The organism is Actinotalea ferrariae, assembly GCF_019733465.1.
GTDB classification, from domain to species: domain Bacteria; phylum Actinomycetota; class Actinomycetes; order Actinomycetales; family Cellulomonadaceae; genus Actinotalea; species Actinotalea ferrariae_A.
The window spans coordinates 1-15,985 of record NZ_JACVQL010000041.1 but is presented as its reverse complement, the minus strand read 5'-3'; the positions used below and the strand labels follow the sequence as shown (position 1 = coordinate 15,985).

Genomic DNA, 15,985 nt, shown 5'->3' with positions numbered 1-15,985 from the left:
GCGCCCGACCGCTCCAGGCGGGGCAGCGCCGGGCCGGTGAAGAGGCGCCTGGCGACCGCGACGTCGCGCGGGCGGTCGACCGCGAGCACGGCCGTGAGCTCGTCGCTGCCGGGCCGGAACCACAGGGCGGTCCAGCCGTCGTCGCCCGCCCGCAGCACGACCTCGTCGGTCGCGAGCGGGTGGCCGTGCAGCGCGAGCTCGTGGCCGAGCTGGGTCGAGAAGACGTAGGGCGCGGGGTCGTCGGCCGGCGTCGCACCCTCCGCCTTGCCGGCGAGGAGCGTGCGGACCGCCACGGCGGGGCCACGCAGCGCGCCGTCCCAGTGACCGCCCGGCACCCAGCCGTGCCGCGCCGACCGCCGGCGCGCGAGGTCGCCCACGGCGACGACGTGGGGGAGCGGTCCGTCCACCCCGAGCACGCGGTAGCGCTCGTCGACGACGAGCGCGCCGTCGGGCGCCACCGGGAGCGCGTCGCCGATCCAGGCCGAGCGCGGCCGGGCGCCGACGGCGACGAGCACCGCGTCGGCGCCGAGCACCTCGCCGTCGGCGAGCGTGACCTCGCCCGGCCCGACCGCGTCGACCCGTGCACCGGTGAGCAGGCGCACGCCCGCCGCCTCGTACCAGGGGACGGTCAGGGCGCCGACGGTGGGACCGAGGGCGGCCTCGAGCGGCGTCCGCGCGGCCTCGACCACCGTGACCTCGGCGCCCGCACCGGCCGCGACGCCTGCGACCTCCGCGCCGATCCACCCGGCACCCACGACGACGAGGCGGGCGCCGGGCTGCACGACCCGGCGCAGCAGGTCGGCGTCGGCCGCGGTGTGCAGCACGAGCGCACCGTCCCAGCCGGGCGGGCGGACCGCCTCCGCGCCCGTCGCGAGGACGGCCGCGTCGGCGCGCACGTCGCCGTCGGCCGTCGCGACCGTCACGCCGGCCGGGCCGACGGAGATCCCGAGGGCCGGCTGCGCGAGACGGACGTCCGCGGCCGAGAGGTCGGCCGACAGCTCGTCGCGCAACCACGCGGGGCCGGTGCGGGTCAGCAGCTCCTTGGACAGCGGCGGGCGGTCGTACGGCTCGAGCCCCTCGGCGCCGAGCAGGACCACGTCACCGTGGAACCCCTCGGCCCGCAGCGCGGTGACGGCCATCGCCCCCGCGAGGCCCGCGCCGACGACGACGACGGAGGTGGGTGGCACGGGGCCACGGTAGTCTCCCCGGCGTGACGCACCCCCCGGAGGCCGAGCGCCACCGGGCGCCCGCGCTGTGGCTCGTGGTCCTCGCGGTCCTCGCGGCCGCCGTCGTGGCCGCGGTCGAGGGCGCGTACACCGGCGCCGCCGTCCTCGTCAGCGTGCTGGTCCTGGCCGCCGTCGCACGGCTCATCGGCCGCGGCCGGCGGCCCGAGGGCATCGCCGTCCGGTCGACGTGGGTCGACGTGACGATCCTGCTCGGGCTCGCGGCCGGCATCGGCATGCTCATGCTCACGCCCGGCGTCTGAGCAGGCCGCCCTCGCCAGGAGGCGCGGCCCGGGCGTGAGCCGGGCGGCGCGTCAGCTGCGGGGGACCGCCACGTCGTCGTCGATCGTCTCGCCCGCGCGCGGGGAGCCGCCGCGGCCGAAGCCGAAGTGGCCGAGACCGACGAGCGCCGCGCCGAGCAGCGGCGCGACCCAGAAGAGCCAGAGCTGGCCGACGGCGTCGCCGCCCGAGAACACGGCGGCGGCCGTGGACCGCGCCGGGTTCGCCGAGCCGCCCGTGATCGGGCTGGTCAGGAGGAAGAGCGCGGCGTAGGTGAGGCCGACGGCGACCGGTGCCGGCGCGAAGCTCCACCGGCGGCGGGCCGTGCCGAGCACGACGGCGGTCAGCACGGCGGCCGCGACCAGCTCGACCACGAAGGCCGTGCGCTGGTCGAACGACGTCTGCTCGCCGCTCGCGAGCCAGAGTCGGGAGAACTCGCCCCACGAGTTGGCGGTCGAGGCGAAGAACGTCGGCACGTCCGGGACCTGCAGCGCGGCGGGCAGGCTCTCGGGGATCGTGAGGAACACCGTGGCTCCCGCCGCGACGCCGCCGAGCAGCTGGGCGAGCCAGTAGAGCGGCACGTCGACCCAGCGCGTGAGGCCCGCGATCGCGGTGCCCAGCGTCACGGCGGGGTTGAAGTGCCCGCCGGAGAGGTGGCCGAAGGCCGAGGTCACGCCGACCAGGACGAGGCCGGCCGCGAGCGCGACGCCGACGGCGTCGGCACCGGAGATGGGGCCGTAGAGCGCGACGCCGGTGATGACGAGGACGAGCGCGAACGTCCCGAGCGCCTCGACCCCGAGGCGTGCCCCGAGGCTCGCGCCCGCGAGCTCCCGCTCGTCGTCGAGGCCGGCGAGGAAGGCGTCGTCGTCCGTGTCGTCGTCGTCCTCGTCCGTGTCCTCGAGCTCGTCAAGGTCGTCGTCCTCGTCGTCGTCGACCGACAGCACCGTGCGCTCGGAACGGGACTCGCGGGCGGACCCTGCGCTGCTGCCGGCGCCGGTGGCGGTGCCGGTCGCGGTGCCGGTGTCGGCGCCTGCACCCGTGCCGGCCGCGCCGACGGCGTCGTCCTCCGTCGCTGCGGTGTCGCCGGTCGCGGGCAGGTCCGCCGCCCCCGTGGTCGTGGCGTCCGTGGTGCCGACGTCGGTGCGGGGCTCGGTGCCGGGGTCGCGCGGGTCGGGGGTGCGGGGCTCGGTGCTGGACATGGGTTTCCCGTCGTCGTCAGAGCGTGCTGGCCAGCGGGCATCATCGCACCGTCGGACCGGCCGCGGGGCGCCCGATCCGGAGGCCCCGCCGGAGCCAGGTCTCTCGATGTCGAGTAATCTGGCGCAGAAGTCCGCCGCCCCGGCCAGCAGGCGCCCCCAGGTGCTTGCAGGTGCACGTTCACCGGGGACGGCACGTGGGCCGCGAGGCTCCGCGTCGACCACCTCAGCTACGGGAGTCTCCGCATGGGCAAGATCAAGGTCGTGGGTCCGGTCGTCGAGCTCGACGGCGACGAGATGACCCGGATCATCTGGCAGTTCATCAAGGACCGCCTGATCCACCCCTACCTCGACGTCGACCTGCGGTACTACGACCTGTCGATCGAGAACCGCGACGCGACCGACGACCAGGTGACGGTCGACGCGGCGAACGCGATCAAGGAGCACGGCGTGGGCGTCAAGTGCGCCACGATCACGCCCGACGAGGCCCGCGTCGAGGAGTTCGGCCTCAAGAAGATGTGGGTCTCGCCCAACGGGACGATCCGCAACATCCTCGGCGGCGTCGTCTTCCGCGAGCCCATCATCATCAGCAACATCCCGCGCCTCGTGCCCGGCTGGAACAAGCCGATCATCATCGGCCGTCACGCCCACGGCGACCAGTACAAGGCGACGAACTTCAAGGTCGCGGGGGCCGGCACCCTGACGCTGACCTTCACCCCGGCGGACGGCTCGGAGCCGATCCAGCAGCAGGTCGTGACCTACCCCGAGAACGGCGGGGTCGCGATGGGCATGTACAACTTCAACGACTCGATCCGTGACTTCGCGCGCGCCTCGTTCGCCTACGGCCTCCAGCGCGGCTACCCGGTCTACCTGTCGACGAAGAACACGATCCTCAAGGCGTACGACGGCCAGTTCAAGGACATCTTCGCCGAGGTCTTCGAGGCCGAGTTCAAGGCGGACTTCGACGCCGCCGGCCTGACGTACGAGCACCGCCTCATCGACGACATGGTCGCCGCGGCCATGAAGTGGGAGGGCGGCTACGTGTGGGCCTGCAAGAACTACGACGGCGACGTGCAGTCGGACACCGTCGCGCAGGGCTTCGGCTCGCTGGGCCTCATGACGTCGGTCCTCATGACCCCGGACGGCAGGACCGTCGAGGCCGAGGCCGCGCACGGCACCGTGACGCGCCACTACCGCCAGCACCAGCAGGGCAAGCCGACGTCGACCAACCCGATCGCGTCGATCTTCGCGTGGACGCGCGGCCTCATGCACCGCGGCAAGCTCGACGGCACGCCCGAGGTCACCGAGTTCGCGCAGACGCTCGAGGACGTCGTCATCACGACGGTCGAGAGCGGCAAGATGACCAAGGACCTGGCGCTCCTCATCGGTCCGGACCAGGAGTGGCTGACCACCGAGGAGTTCCTCGCGGCCCTCGACGAGAACCTCGCCGCGCGCCTCGGCTGAGCACCGGCCCGACCTCAAGGAGACACCGATGTCCCAGAACCCGAAGTCCCCGGTCACCGTCACGGTGACGGGCGCCGCAGGCCAGATCGGGTACGCCCTGCTGTTCCGCATCGCCTCGGGCCAGATGCTCGGTGCGGACACCCCGGTCCGCCTGCGGCTGCTCGAGATCCCGCAGGGCGTCAAGGCGGCCGAGGGCACCGCGATGGAGCTGGACGACTGCGCGTTCCCGCTGCTCGAGTCGGTCGACATCGCGGACGACCCGCGGGCGGGCTTCGAGGGCGCGAACGTCGCGCTGCTCGTGGGCGCGCGTCCCCGGACGAAGGGGATGGAGCGCGGGGACCTCCTCGAGGCCAACGGCGGCATCTTCAAGCCCCAGGGCGAGGCGATCAACGCGGTCGCGGCGGACGACGTCCGCGTGCTCGTGGTCGGCAACCCGGCGAACACGAACGCGCTCATCGCGGCGTCGCACGCGCCCGACGTGCCGACGTCGCGGTTCACCGCGATGACGCGTCTCGACCACAACCGTGCGCTGTCGCAGCTCGCGACGAAGACGGGGACGGGCGTCAAGGACATCGACCGGCTCACCATCTGGGGCAACCACTCGGCCACCCAGTACCCGGACGTGTTCCACGCGACGATCGGCGGCCGCCCCGCGGTCGAGGTCGTCGACGACGAGGCGTGGCTCGCCGACACGTTCATCCCGACCGTCGCCAAGCGCGGCGCGGCGATCATCGAGGCGCGCGGGGCGTCGTCGGCTGCCTCCGCGGCGAACGCCGCCGTCGACCACGTGCGGGACTGGGTGCTCGGCACGCGGGAGGGCTCGTGGACGTCGGCTGCCATCCCGTCCGACGGCTCCTACGGCGTGCCCGAGGGCCTCATCTCGTCCTTTCCCGTCACGTCGGCGGGTGGCGACTGGGAGATCGTCCAGGGCCTCGAGCTCGGCGAGTTCTCGCGCGACCGCATCGACGCCTCGGTCGCCGAGCTCGTCGAGGAGCGCGACGCCGTGCGCCAGCTGGGGCTGATCTGACGCTCGGACGTGCACGGCGCCTCGCCGCGGCCCTGGCCGTCGGCGGGGCGCTCGTGCTGTCCGGGTGCCTTCCCGGCACCACGGGCCAGCCGGCGGGGCCCAAGCCCGAGAAGACCACTGCGTCCGGCGAGGCCGGCGGGGCCGGCGAGGCCGACGGTGGCGACCTCGAGTGGGACGACCCGTTCGACCTGGGCGAGGAGAGCGAGCGGCTGCACGCCGTCATGGCGGGCTACGACGAGGCGCTCGAGGCGTGGCGCGCGACCGAGTCGACGGGCGACCTCGCCGCGGCCCAGCAAGGTGCGCTCGTCTACGCCGAGGCCGTCGGGGCGATGCTCGGGGAGCTCGAGGTCGAGACCTTCTCGCCGGACTACCGCGACTCGGCCGACTCGGTGCTGAAGGTGGCGCGTGACGCCGTCGCGTCGGCCGAGGCGGCGGCGGTCGCGCCGAAGCTCGAGGAGTACGACACCGCCGTGAAGGCCGGCTACGGGGACGTCGGCGCGCGCACGGAGCTCAAGGTCCTGCTGCTGTGGGTGTGACCCGGTGACGAGCCCGTGACCACCGCACGCGGTCCCGTGCGCGTCGCCCTGCGCGCGCGGCCCGGCGCCTCGCGCACGCACGTGGGCGGCGAGTGGGCGGGTCGGCTCGTCGTCGCGGTCACCGCGCGCGCCGTGGACCGGGCCGCGACGCAGGCGACGCTCGACGCGGTCGCCGCTGCGTTCGGCGTACGCCCGCGGGCCGTGACGATGTGGCGGCGCGACGAGCCGCGACAAGGTCGTCGCCGTCGACGCGTCCCCGGAGGCGGTCGCCGCGCGACTCGCCGTCCTGCTCGGGCACTGACCCGCCACCCGGCGGGCACGACCCTCACTGCCGGGCCGGTGCGTGACCGCCCCGGGAGCGAGCGACCGCGGAACCCGCTCTGTCCACGATGTGGATGGTGACGGGGCGGGCCGGCCTCGTCGTTGCAACGCGAGGCGGGCCTCCGCCGCACGTCGGCGTCGGTGGACGCGTGTCCACTGCAACGTCGGACCAGCGCCCGTTGCAACGAGTTGCAGCAACGTTCTACGGTCGCGACACCCGCGGCTTCACCCGGGTGATCTTCTCGGCGACAAGGGAGTCCCCATGAGACCGGCCTCGGCCACGCCCGCGCGTTCCGCCGCCCGCCTCCTCACCGCCTCGGCCGTCGCCCTCGGCGGCGCCGTCGTCGTGCCGGGAGGGGCGGTCTCGCCCGCGCCGGCGCAGGCGGCCGCCACGAGCGTCGCGCTCGTCGGCAGCCTCCAGGACGAGCTCGGCTGCCCGGCCGACTGGGACCCGGCGTGTGCCGCGACCGAGCTGGCGCCCACGGACGAGCCGGGCGTGTTCTCCGCCGACTTCGAGGTGCCGGCCGGCGCGTACGAGTACAAGGTCGCGCTGGACGACGCGTGGGACGAGTCGTACGGCGCCGACGCCACGGGTGACAACTCTCCGCTCGTGCTCGCGGGGGCCACGGTGCTGCGCGTGACGTACGACGACGCGACCCATCGCACGTCGCTCACGCCGCTCGGCAGTCTCGCGGGCGACTACGTCCCCGCCGACGACGCGCTCGTCGCAGCGCCCGCGCGCCAGCCCGGCTCGAGCGAGCAGTTCTACTTCGTCATGACCGACCGCTTCGCCAACGGCGACCCCACCAACGACACGGGCGGCCTCACGGGCGACCGCCTGACGACGGGCTTCGACCCGACCGACAAGGGCTTCTACCAGGGCGGCGACCTCGCCGGGCTGCGCGAGCAGCTCGACTACATCGAGGGCCTCGGGACGAGCGCCATCTGGCTCACGCCGTCCTTCCTCAACCGCCCGGTGCAGGGCACGGGCGCGAACGCCTCGGCCGGCTACCACGGCTACTGGATCACCGACTTCACGCAGATCGACCCGCACCTGGGCAGCAACGCCGAGCTCGAGGCACTCATCGCGGACGCCCACGCGCGCGGCATCAAGGTCTACTTCGACATCATCACGAACCACACGGCCGACGTCATCGACTACGCCGAGGGCACCTACGACTACGTCGACCAGGCCACGGCGCCGTACCGCACCGCCGACGGCACGGTGTTCGACCCGGCCACCTACGCCGGCACCGGGACCTTCCCCGAGCTCGACCCGGCGACGTCGTTCCCGTACACGCCGGTCGTGGACCCGGCCGACGCCGACGTCAAGGTCCCGGCGTGGCTCAACGACCCGACGCTCTACCACAACCGCGGCAACTCGACGTGGGAGGGCGAGTCCGTCACCTACGGCGACTTCGACGGCCTCGACGACCTCATGACCGAGCACCCGACCGTCGTCGAGGGGTTCGTCGACGTCTACCAGGACTGGATCGACCTGGGCATCGACGGGTTCCGCATCGACACGGTCAAGCACGTGAACATCGAGTTCTGGGAGCAGTGGACGACCGAGGTCCTCGACTACGCCCGCGCGCAGGGCAAGCCCGACTTCTTCATGTTCGGCGAGGTGTACGACGCCGACGCGGCGAAGCTCTCCCCGTACGTGCGGAACACCGACATGAGCTCGACGCTCGACTTCACGTTCCAGTCGGCCGCCCAGCTCTTCGCGCGCGGCAGCGACCCGAGGGGCCTGGCGCAGCTGTTCGCGTCCGACGACATGTACACGACGCCGACGACGAGCGCGACGGCGCTGCCGACGTTCCTCGGCAACCACGACATGGGCCGCATCGGCTACTTCGTCGCGCCGGACGGCGACGGCCTGGAGCGCTCCGAGCTCGCGCACAGCCTCATGTACCTCACGCGCGGCCAGCCGGTCGTCTACTACGGCGACGAGCAGGGCTTCGCGGGCCCGGGCGGCGACAAGAGCGCGCGCCAGACGCTGTTCGCGTCGCAGACCGCGGAGTACACCGACCAGCCGCTGCTCACGGGGGAGACCGCGGGTTCGGTCGACCGCTACGACACGGACGCACCGCTCTACCGGCACATCGCCGAGCTCGCCGAGCTGCGTGAGGCGACGCCCGCGCTCGAGAGCGGCGCGCAGGTCGAGCGTCCCGTGAGCGGGGACGGCGAGGGCTCGGTCTACGCGTTCTCGCGCGTCCACCGCGACGAGAAGGTCGAGCACCTCGTCGCGCTCAACAACGAGGCCGCGCCCGCCACCGTCACGGTCGACACGCTGACGCCGGGTGCGACCTTCGCGCCGCTGCTGGGCGACCACGCTGCGGTCACGGCCGACGCCGACGGCCTCGTGACCGTCACGGTCCCCGCGTACGGGGCGCTCGCCCTCGTGGCCGACGGCACCGTCGCGCCGGGGGCGGGCAGCATCGCGGTCGACGTGCCGGGTGCCGGAGGTGCCGTGTCGGGCGTCGCACCCGTGGGCGCGGACGTCGCCGACGCGTGGGCGGAGACGTCCTTCGCGTACCGGCTCGTGGGCACCGACGCGTGGGTGCCGCTCGGCACGGCCGAGGACACGACGCCGCGGGTCTTCCACGACACGACGGACCTGCCGCGCGGCACGCTGGTCGAGTACCGCGCCGTGAGCGTGGACGCCGCCGGCGAGCGCGTCGCGGCGTCGACCTTCGCCTCGGTGGGCATCGCCGTCGACGGCGCCGAGCCGCCGCCCGCGCCCGGGGGCCGCACGGACCTGTTCGTGACCGTCCCCGGCAGCGCGAACGCCGAGATGGGCTGCACCGCCGACTGGGCCCCCGAGTGCGAGGCCATCGCGCTCACCCACCGCGGCGCCGGGGTCTACTCGGGCACGTTCTCCGTGCCCGCGGGGACCTGGGAGTACAAGGTCGCCGTCGGCGGCTCGTGGGTGGAGAACTACGGGGCGGGCGGCGTGCCGGGCGGCGACAACGTCAGGTTGTCGCTCGCGGCCGACCAGCAGGTGACCTTCGTCTACGACGACGCCACGAAGTGGTTCACGTCGAGCGCGCAGGGTCCGCTCGTCACGCTCGCAGGCTCGTTCCAGAGCGAGATCGGCTGCCCGGGTGACTGGCAGCCCGACTGCGTGGTCGCGTCGCTCCAGGACGGCGACGGCGACGGCACCTACACCTGGACCGCCGCCGTGCCCGCGGGCTCGTACGAGGTCAAGGTGGTCCACGGCCTGAGCTGGGACGAGAACTACGGCGAGGGCGGCGCACCCGGCGGCGCGAACATCCCGTTCACCGCGACCGGTGAGCCGCTCACCTTCACCTACGACATCGCCACGCACGTCCTGACGATCGGCGGCGCCACCCCGGGCCTCCCCGGCCTCGGCCAGGCGCAGGCGCACTGGGTCGACGCCGGGACGATCGCCGTGCCGGCGGAGCTCGCCGACGCTGCGGACGGCGCCTGGCGCCTGCACCACGTGCCGGACGGCTCGCTCGAGGTGGCAGACGGCGCGGTCGAGGGCGGTGAGGCGCTCGACCTCACCCCCGACCCCGACGGCCTCTCGGCGGACCAGCTCGACCGGTTCCCGGCGCTCGCCGGTTACGCGGCCTTCACGGTCGACGCCGACCGCGCGACCGCGGAGGCGCTCCTGCGGGGCGAGCTGCTCGTCGCCGGCGAGGCGGCCGACGGCGAGCTCGCGGCGGCGACCGGGGTGCAGATCCCGGGGGTCGTCGACGACCTGTTCGCCGAGGACGCCGCGGACCGCACCCTCGGCGCCGCATGGCAGGGCAACCGGCCGACGCTCGCGGTGTGGGCGCCGACGGCCCAGGACGTCGACCTGTTGCTGTGGCAGACCGACCGGCGCGGGCGGCTCGACCTCACGGCCGAGCCGGAGCGCGTCGCGATGGACCGCAAGGCCGACGGCACGTGGACCGTCCGCGGCAAGGCGTCGTGGCGGGAGGCCGCGTACCTCTACGAGGTCACGGTGTACGCGCCCACGACGGACGTGGTCGAGGTGAACCGGGTGACGGACCCGTACACGGTCGCCCTGACGCTGAACTCGACGCACTCGGTGCTCGTCGACCTGGACGACCGCCAGTACCAGCCGCGCGCGTGGCGACGCGCCGAGCAGCCGGTCGTGGAGCCCGTGGACCAGACGATCTACGAGCTGAACGTCCGGGACTTCTCCATCACCGACGAGACCGTCCCGGAGGAGCTGCGGGGTACCTACCTCGCATTCGCCGAGGACGGCACGGCGGGCCGCGAGCACCTGCAGGCGCTGGCAGACGCCGGCCTGACCACGGTCCACCTCCTGCCGACGTTCGACATCGCGACGATCGAGGAGGACCGGGCGCTGCAGGCCACGCCGCCGTGCGACCTGGCGGCCCTGCCGCCGGACTCGCCCGAGCAGCAGGCCTGCATCGACCCGATCCGGGACGCGGACGGCTACAACTGGGGCTACGACCCGCTGCACTTCACGGCGCCCGAGGGCTCGTACGCCGTCGACGCGCACGGCGGCGAGCGGGTGGCCGAGTTCCGCACGATGGTCGGTGCGCTGCACGAGGACGGCCTGCAGGTCGTGCTCGACCAGGTCTTCAACCACACCGCCGCGAGCGGCCAGGACCCGAAGTCCGTCCTCGACCGTGTGGTGCCCGGCTACTACCACCGGCTCAGCGCGACCGGTGCGGTCGAGACCTCGACGTGCTGCCAGAACCTCGCGACCGAGCACGCGATGGCCGAGAAGCTCATGGTCGACTCGGTCGTCACGTGGGCGCGGGACTACAAGGTCGACGGGTTCCGGTTCGACCTCATGGGGCACCACAGCGTCGAGACCATGCAGGCGGTCCGCGAGGCGCTCGACGCGCTGACCGAGCGCCGCGACGGCGTCGACGGCTCGGCCGTGTACCTGTACGGCGAGGGGTGGAACTTCGGCGAGGTCGCTGACAACCGCCTCTTCACCCAGGCCACGCAGGGCCAGCTCGACGGCACGGGGATCGGTACCTTCAGCGACCGCCTGCGTGACGCCGTGCGCGGCGGCGGGCCCTTCGACGAGAACCCGGGCATCCAGGGCTTCGGCAGCGGCGCCTTCACCGACCCCAACGGCGACCCGGTGAACGGCACGGAGGCGGAGCAGCTCGCTCGGCTGCAGCACCAGGCGGACCTCGTCCGGCTGGGTCTGGCCGGCAACCTCGAGGACTACGCGTTCCTGACGAGCGACGGGACCGTCCGAACGGGCGCCGAGCTCGACTACAACGGCCAGCCGGCCGGGTACGCGACGTCGCCCGAGGAGGTCATCACCTACGTCGACGCGCACGACAACGAGACGCTGTTCGACTCGTTGACGCTCAAGCTGCCCCAGGACACCCCGATGGCCGACCGGGTGCGGATGAACACCCTGTCGCTCGCGACCACCGCGCTCGCGCAGACGCCGTCGTTCTGGCACGCGGGGACGGACCTGCTGCGGAGCAAGTCGCTCGACCGCAACAGCTACAACTCGGGCGACTGGTTCAACGAGATCGACTGGTCGGGTCAGGAGAGCACGTTCGGCCGAGGCCTCCCGCCGGCGGCGGACAACGAGGACAAGTGGCCGTTCCAGCAGCCGCTGCTCGCGGACCCCGCGCTCCGACCGGGGGCGCAGGACATGGCGGCGGCGACCGAGCAGGCGCAGGACCTCCTGCGGCTGCGGTTCTCGACCGAGCTCTTCCGGCTGGGCGACGCCGAGCTCATCGAGGACAAGGTCACCTTCCCGGGCAGCGGCCCGGACGCCCTTCCCGGTGTCATCGCGATGCACGTCGACGACACGGTGGGCGAGGACGTCGACCGTGACCTCGACGGGCTGCTCGTGGTCTTCAACGCCTCGGACGAGCCCGCCGTCGTCGCGGTGCCCGACCTCGCGGGCGACGACTACGAGCTGTCGCCGGTGCTCGCCGAGGGCAGCGACGACGTCGTGCGCGGGACCACGTGGGACGAGGCGACCGGCACCGTCACGGTCCCGGCCCGCACGGTGACCGTCCTCGTCGACGACGAGGAGCGGCACGGCGGCGGCCACGGCGGCGGCCTCGGCTGGTGGTGGGGCTGGTTCTGGAGCTGGTGGCCGCCGGTCTGGTGGCCCTGGGGCTGAGTGCTGACTGCCGGGCCGACCGGCTGGACCGGCTGCGACCGGCCTGACGCGACGACGCCGCGCCCACCCGGGGGCGGCGTCGTCGCGTGCCGGGCCGATGACGCCGCGGAGCGGGTGAAGTGGTGGGTGAAACGCCCCTGACCTGCAGCTGGACCATCTGATGAGACGCGGGTGAAACAGCGGGTGAGGTCCGCCGCGGAAGGATGATCATGTCCTCCGGCGCCACTAACGTCGGGTTCGTGCCGATCTTCAACTCCCCGCCCGGATGGCCGACCCCACCGGCCGGCTGGACCCCGCCCCAGGGGTGGCAGCCGGACCCCTCCTGGCCGCCCGCGCCCGCCGATCACGTCTGGTGGACCGCGGACCACCCCGCGCCGCAGCTGGTCATGGCCGGTGGCCAGGCCGGTCCCCAGCACCCGGGCCCGACGGGGCCGGGTGCGCATCCCGCGGCGTACGCCGCGCTGCACGAGCTCGTGCCGGCGCCGGCCACCGCGCCGCACGCCGAGCAGGGCGGGCCCTACGCCCACGTGCCCGCCGGGGTGCCCGCGCAGCGGCCTGCGCCGGCCGTGCCGACGTCCCGGTTCGGGACGCCGGTCGCGCCGGCCGACGTGTCGACCGCCACGGCGCAGCACGGGGCGCCGTCGTTCGACCTCGTCGCGCACTACACGGACGAGCAGCGTCGCGCCGGCCGCAAGGCGATCCTCGTCGGGGTCGTCATGCTGCTCGTCGGTCTCGGCGTGACGATCGGCGGCTACGTCTCGGCCGACGTCGGCGGATCGTACGTCGTGCTCTGGGGCCCGGTCGTCGTGGGCCTCGTGAGCATCGTCCGGGGCGTCGTCCAGATGGCGCGCGCCGGTGAGGCCGCGTTGCGGCGGGTCCTCAACCCGCGCTGAGCCGAACTCACGCCCGGTTCTCGCCCGTGCCGACCGGTGCGGGCGGGCACGCGGTGCTCGCGTGCGGCCGCCGGACTCAGCCGCGGCCGCCGGGCTCAGCCGGCGGCCGCCGCCGCGAGCTCGGCCTGGAGGGCGGTGACGTCCGTCGTGCCCTCGGTGAACCGGCCGACGGCGGCGGTCATCGCGGTCAGGGTCGCGGCGGGCGCCGCGGCGCCGTGCGCGAGCGAGGGCACCACGGTGTCCTCCGCGAACGAGGCCATGGCCGAGCGCTGGTAGGAGCTGAGGTCGTCGGGGTCGACGTCGAGCCGGGCCGGGATGGACCCCTTCTCCGCACTCAGCGCCGCCTGGCCCTCGGCCGAGGCGACGGTCCGGAGCCACGCGCGGGCGCCGTCCGGGTTGGACGCGTCGACCGGGAGCGTGAACGCGTCGGCGAGGAAGTCGAACGCGCCGTCGGTCCCGGGCACGGGGAAGTGCACGTAGTCCCGGCCGGGCTCGAGCCCGGCGCTCTCGAAGGCAGCGACGGCCCAGTCGCCCATGACGTTGAACGCGGCCTCGCCGTCGATGACCCGCTGGGTCGCGTCCGGCCAGTCGAGCCCGCCGCGGTCGGCGTTGCTGTAGGTGAGCAGGGTCGCGAAGTCCTCGAGCGCGGCCCGGACCTCGACCCCGGCCCAGTCCGTGCTGCCGTCCCACAGCCCGGCGTAGGCCTGCGGGCCGAGCTCGGCGAGGAGCACCGTCTCGAGCAGGTGGACCTGGGTCCACGTCGTCGCGAGCGCGAGCGGGGTCCGGCCGGAGGCCTCGACGGCCTCGAGCGCCACGAGCCACTCGTCGACCGAGGCGTACCGCGCGTCCGGGTCCAGGCCGGCCGCCTCGAGCACGTCGGGGTTCGCCCACACCACGTTGGCGCGGTGGATGTTGGAGGGGACGGCGTGGACCCGTCCGTCGACGGACAGCCGGGCGACGAGCTCCGCGGGGAACGCGTCGCGCAGGTCCTCGGCGTCGTACAGGTCGGTGAGGTCGGCCACCTGACCGGCCTCGACGTAGTCGGCGAGCTCGGCGCCGGCGTGCGCCTGGAACGTGTCGGGCGGGTCACCGGCCGCGAGCCGCGAGTCGAGCAGGTCCTTCGCGGCCGAGCCCGCACCGCCCGCGACCGCGCCGTTGACGAAGGAGACGTCGGGGTGCTGCTCCTCGAAGACCTCGACGAGCGCGTCGAGCCCGAGCTTCTCCGAGCCGCTCGCCCACCAGGTGAAGACCTCGACCCGCTCGCCCGGGGGCGCCGGCTGCTGGTCGGGCGTGCAGGCGCCGACCCCGAGGAGTGCCGCGACCGTCACCGCGAGCGCGGTCAGGCGCCGGGCGGGACGCGCCCGGGAGCTGTGCGCCGTCGTCGTCACCCACGCCTCCGAGCCTCGGGCAGTGCCTTAGTCCTGCGTCGTGCCCGCCCCGTGCCCCCGCCGTGCGGTGCGGCCCTCGGGGGCCACCGTCCGTCGTCCCGCTGGGCGTCGCGACCTCCGCCGGCAGGCGCCCGGCCGCCGAGGCGGCCTGCGCCATCCAACTGTGCCGGGCAGGGGCAGTCAACACGCCCCGCCGGGCGCGCGCCCGCCACGTCACCCGGTCCGGCGACCGGCTCGCCCGAGCGGGTGACCCGCGCCGTCGCCGCAGGTCAGATGCGTGGACGCGTGGCCCGCGGGCGTCGCGGCGCCGTCGGCCGCAGGGTGCGCCCACGCTATCCTCGGGCGTGGCCAACGAGCGGGTGCCGCCAGGCTCCCAGACCTCCCTGAGGGAGGCGAACCGTGCCCGCATCGTCACGGCGGTCCAGCAGCGCGGCTCCATCACGCAGGTCGAGCTCGCGGCCCTGACGGGCCTGTCCGCCGCGACCATCTCGAACATCGTCAAGGAGCTCACCCAGGCGGGCGTGCTCAGCACGACGCCGACGTCGCGCAGCGGCCGGCGCGCCTCGCTCGTCACCCTCGCGCGCAACCTCGGGCTCCTCGCCGGCGTGCACTTCGGCGAGCGGTCGATGCGGGTCGCCCTGGGCGACGTCACCCAGCGCGTCCTGGCCGAGCAGCGCCTGCCCCTGCCGCCCGAGCACCGCGCCGACAGCGGCCTGGACCGGGCGGCGATGCTGGTCGAGGAGATGGTCGACTCGCTCGGCGCGACGCCCGGGGAGGTGCTCGCGCTCGGCGTCGGGGTCCCCGCCCCGGTCGACGTCCGCACCGGGCGCGTCTCGGGCGTGGGCATCCTGCGCGGCTGGGACGACGTCGACGTGCCGGACGTGCTCGGGCGTCGCCTGGGCGTCCCCGTCGAGATCGACAACGACGCCAACCTCGGGGCGCTCGCCGAGGTGCGGCTCGGCGCGGCCCGCGGCCGGCGGCATGTCGCCTACGTGCGGTCCTCGCACGGGGTCGGGCTGGGCCTCGTCCTCGACGGTCGCATCCACCACGGCCGCGCGGGCGCCGCGGGCGAGCTCGGCCACGTCGTCGTCGACGAGGCCGGCGAGCCGTGCCGCTGCGGCAACGTGGGCTGCCTCGAGACCGTCATCGGGTCGACCGCCGTCGTGCGTCGGCTCGAGGACCGTCACCACCTGGCTCTGCGCGACCTCGTGGTCCGCGCGCGGGACGGGGACGAGGCGTCGTCGGCCGTGGTCGCCGACGTCGGGCACCGGCTGGGGACGGCGATGGCCGTGGTGTGCACGCTGCTGGACCCGGAGGTGGTCGTCGTGGGTGGTGAGCTCGTGCACGCGGGGGAGATCCTGCTCGGCCCGCTGCGCCGCGCGATCGTCGAGCGCGCGGTCGAGACGACCGCCGGCCCCGTCGAGGTCGTGGCGTCGGCGCTCGGGGACCAGGCGGAGGTGCGCGGCGCCCTGGCGCTCGCGGTCGACGTCGCGCAGGTCGCGGCGCCCGTCACGGCGGGTGCGCGATGAGGGCGCGCGCACGCCGGCTC

The 15,985-nt window shown here is 74.4% G+C and carries 11 protein-coding genes; 8 read left to right on the top strand and 3 right to left on the bottom strand.

What is annotated here, in order from left to right; all coding sequences use genetic code 11:
- Nucleotides 1–1,187, bottom strand: a 1,187-nt coding sequence (locus ICW40_RS03820; protein WP_308121610.1) for an NAD(P)/FAD-dependent oxidoreductase, incomplete at its 3' end; no start/stop codon positions are given.
- Nucleotides 1,188–1,210: 23 nt separating this feature from the next.
- Here ICW40_RS03820 and ICW40_RS03815 point away from each other — a divergent pair.
- Nucleotides 1,211–1,486 (top strand): DUF3017 domain-containing protein, encoded by a 276-nt coding sequence (locus tag ICW40_RS03815; RefSeq protein WP_221652505.1) that lies wholly within the window; start codon nt 1,211–1,213, stop codon nt 1,484–1,486.
- Between the two features lie 51 nt (nt 1,487–1,537).
- Here the strand turns inward: ICW40_RS03815 and ICW40_RS03810 are convergent, their stop codons facing one another.
- Nucleotides 1,538–2,701 carry an MIP/aquaporin family protein gene (locus tag ICW40_RS03810; protein WP_221652504.1) on the bottom strand — a complete coding sequence of 388 codons (1,164 nt, stop codon included), beginning with the start codon at nt 2,699–2,701 and terminating at the stop codon, nt 1,538–1,540.
- Between the two features lie 243 nt (nt 2,702–2,944).
- Between ICW40_RS03810 and ICW40_RS03805 the strand changes: the two genes are divergently transcribed.
- The 6 genes from ICW40_RS03805 (at nt 2,945) to ICW40_RS03780 (ending at nt 13,048) form a co-directional block, all read left to right on the top strand.
- Nucleotides 2,945–4,162 (top strand): NADP-dependent isocitrate dehydrogenase, encoded by a 1,218-nt coding sequence (locus ICW40_RS03805; RefSeq protein WP_221652503.1) that lies wholly within the window; start codon nt 2,945–2,947, stop codon nt 4,160–4,162.
- A 28-nt stretch (nt 4,163–4,190) separates the two neighbouring features.
- On the top strand, nt 4,191–5,189 hold the full coding sequence (locus ICW40_RS03800) for a malate dehydrogenase (protein WP_221652502.1): 999 nt from the start codon (nt 4,191–4,193) through the stop codon (nt 5,187–5,189).
- A 53-nt stretch (nt 5,190–5,242) separates the two neighbouring features.
- The gene (locus tag ICW40_RS03795) at nt 5,243–5,725 is read left to right on the top strand and encodes a hypothetical protein (RefSeq protein WP_221652501.1); all 483 of its coding nucleotides are present in this window, start codon (nt 5,243–5,245) and stop codon (nt 5,723–5,725) included.
- Nucleotides 5,726–5,740: 15 nt separating this feature from the next.
- Complete coding sequence (locus tag ICW40_RS03790; protein WP_308121609.1) at nt 5,741–6,127, top strand: DUF167 domain-containing protein; 387 nt, start codon at nt 5,741–5,743, stop codon at nt 6,125–6,127.
- 181 nt (nt 6,128–6,308) lie between these two features.
- Complete coding sequence (gene pulA / locus ICW40_RS03785) at nt 6,309–12,155, top strand: pullulanase-type alpha-1,6-glucosidase (RefSeq protein WP_221652500.1); 5,847 nt, start codon at nt 6,309–6,311, stop codon at nt 12,153–12,155.
- 209 nt (nt 12,156–12,364) lie between these two features.
- On the top strand, nt 12,365–13,048 hold the full coding sequence (locus ICW40_RS03780) for a hypothetical protein (protein ID WP_221652508.1): 684 nt from the start codon (nt 12,365–12,367) through the stop codon (nt 13,046–13,048).
- Nucleotides 13,049–13,143: 95 nt separating this feature from the next.
- Here ICW40_RS03780 and ICW40_RS03775 read toward each other — a convergent pair whose 3' ends face one another.
- Complete coding sequence (locus ICW40_RS03775; protein ID WP_308121608.1) at nt 13,144–14,436, bottom strand: ABC transporter substrate-binding protein; 1,293 nt, start codon at nt 14,434–14,436, stop codon at nt 13,144–13,146.
- Between the two features lie 344 nt (nt 14,437–14,780).
- Here ICW40_RS03775 and ICW40_RS03770 point away from each other — a divergent pair, with 344 nt between their 5' ends.
- Nucleotides 14,781–15,965 carry an ROK family transcriptional regulator gene (locus ICW40_RS03770; RefSeq protein WP_221652499.1) on the top strand — a complete coding sequence of 395 codons (1,185 nt, stop codon included), beginning with the start codon at nt 14,781–14,783 and terminating at the stop codon, nt 15,963–15,965.
- Nucleotides 15,966–15,985: the final 20 nt, after the last annotated feature.

What these genes read in the sequence shown, in the direction of transcription:
- pulA (WP_221652500.1), top strand. Translation starts at nt 6,309, where the DNA reads ATGAGACCGGCCTCGGCCACGCCCGCGCGTTCCGCCGCCCGCCTCCTC.
- ICW40_RS03805 (WP_221652503.1), top strand. Translation starts at nt 2,945, where the DNA reads ATGGGCAAGATCAAGGTCGTGGGTCCGGTCGTCGAGCTCGACGGCGAC.
- ICW40_RS03800 (WP_221652502.1), top strand. Translation starts at nt 4,191, where the DNA reads ATGTCCCAGAACCCGAAGTCCCCGGTCACCGTCACGGTGACGGGCGCC.
- ICW40_RS03780 (WP_221652508.1), top strand. Translation starts at nt 12,365, where the DNA reads ATGTCCTCCGGCGCCACTAACGTCGGGTTCGTGCCGATCTTCAACTCC.
- ICW40_RS03810 (WP_221652504.1), bottom strand. Translation starts at nt 2,701, where the DNA reads ATGTCCAGCACCGAGCCCCGCACCCCCGACCCGCGCGACCCCGGCACC.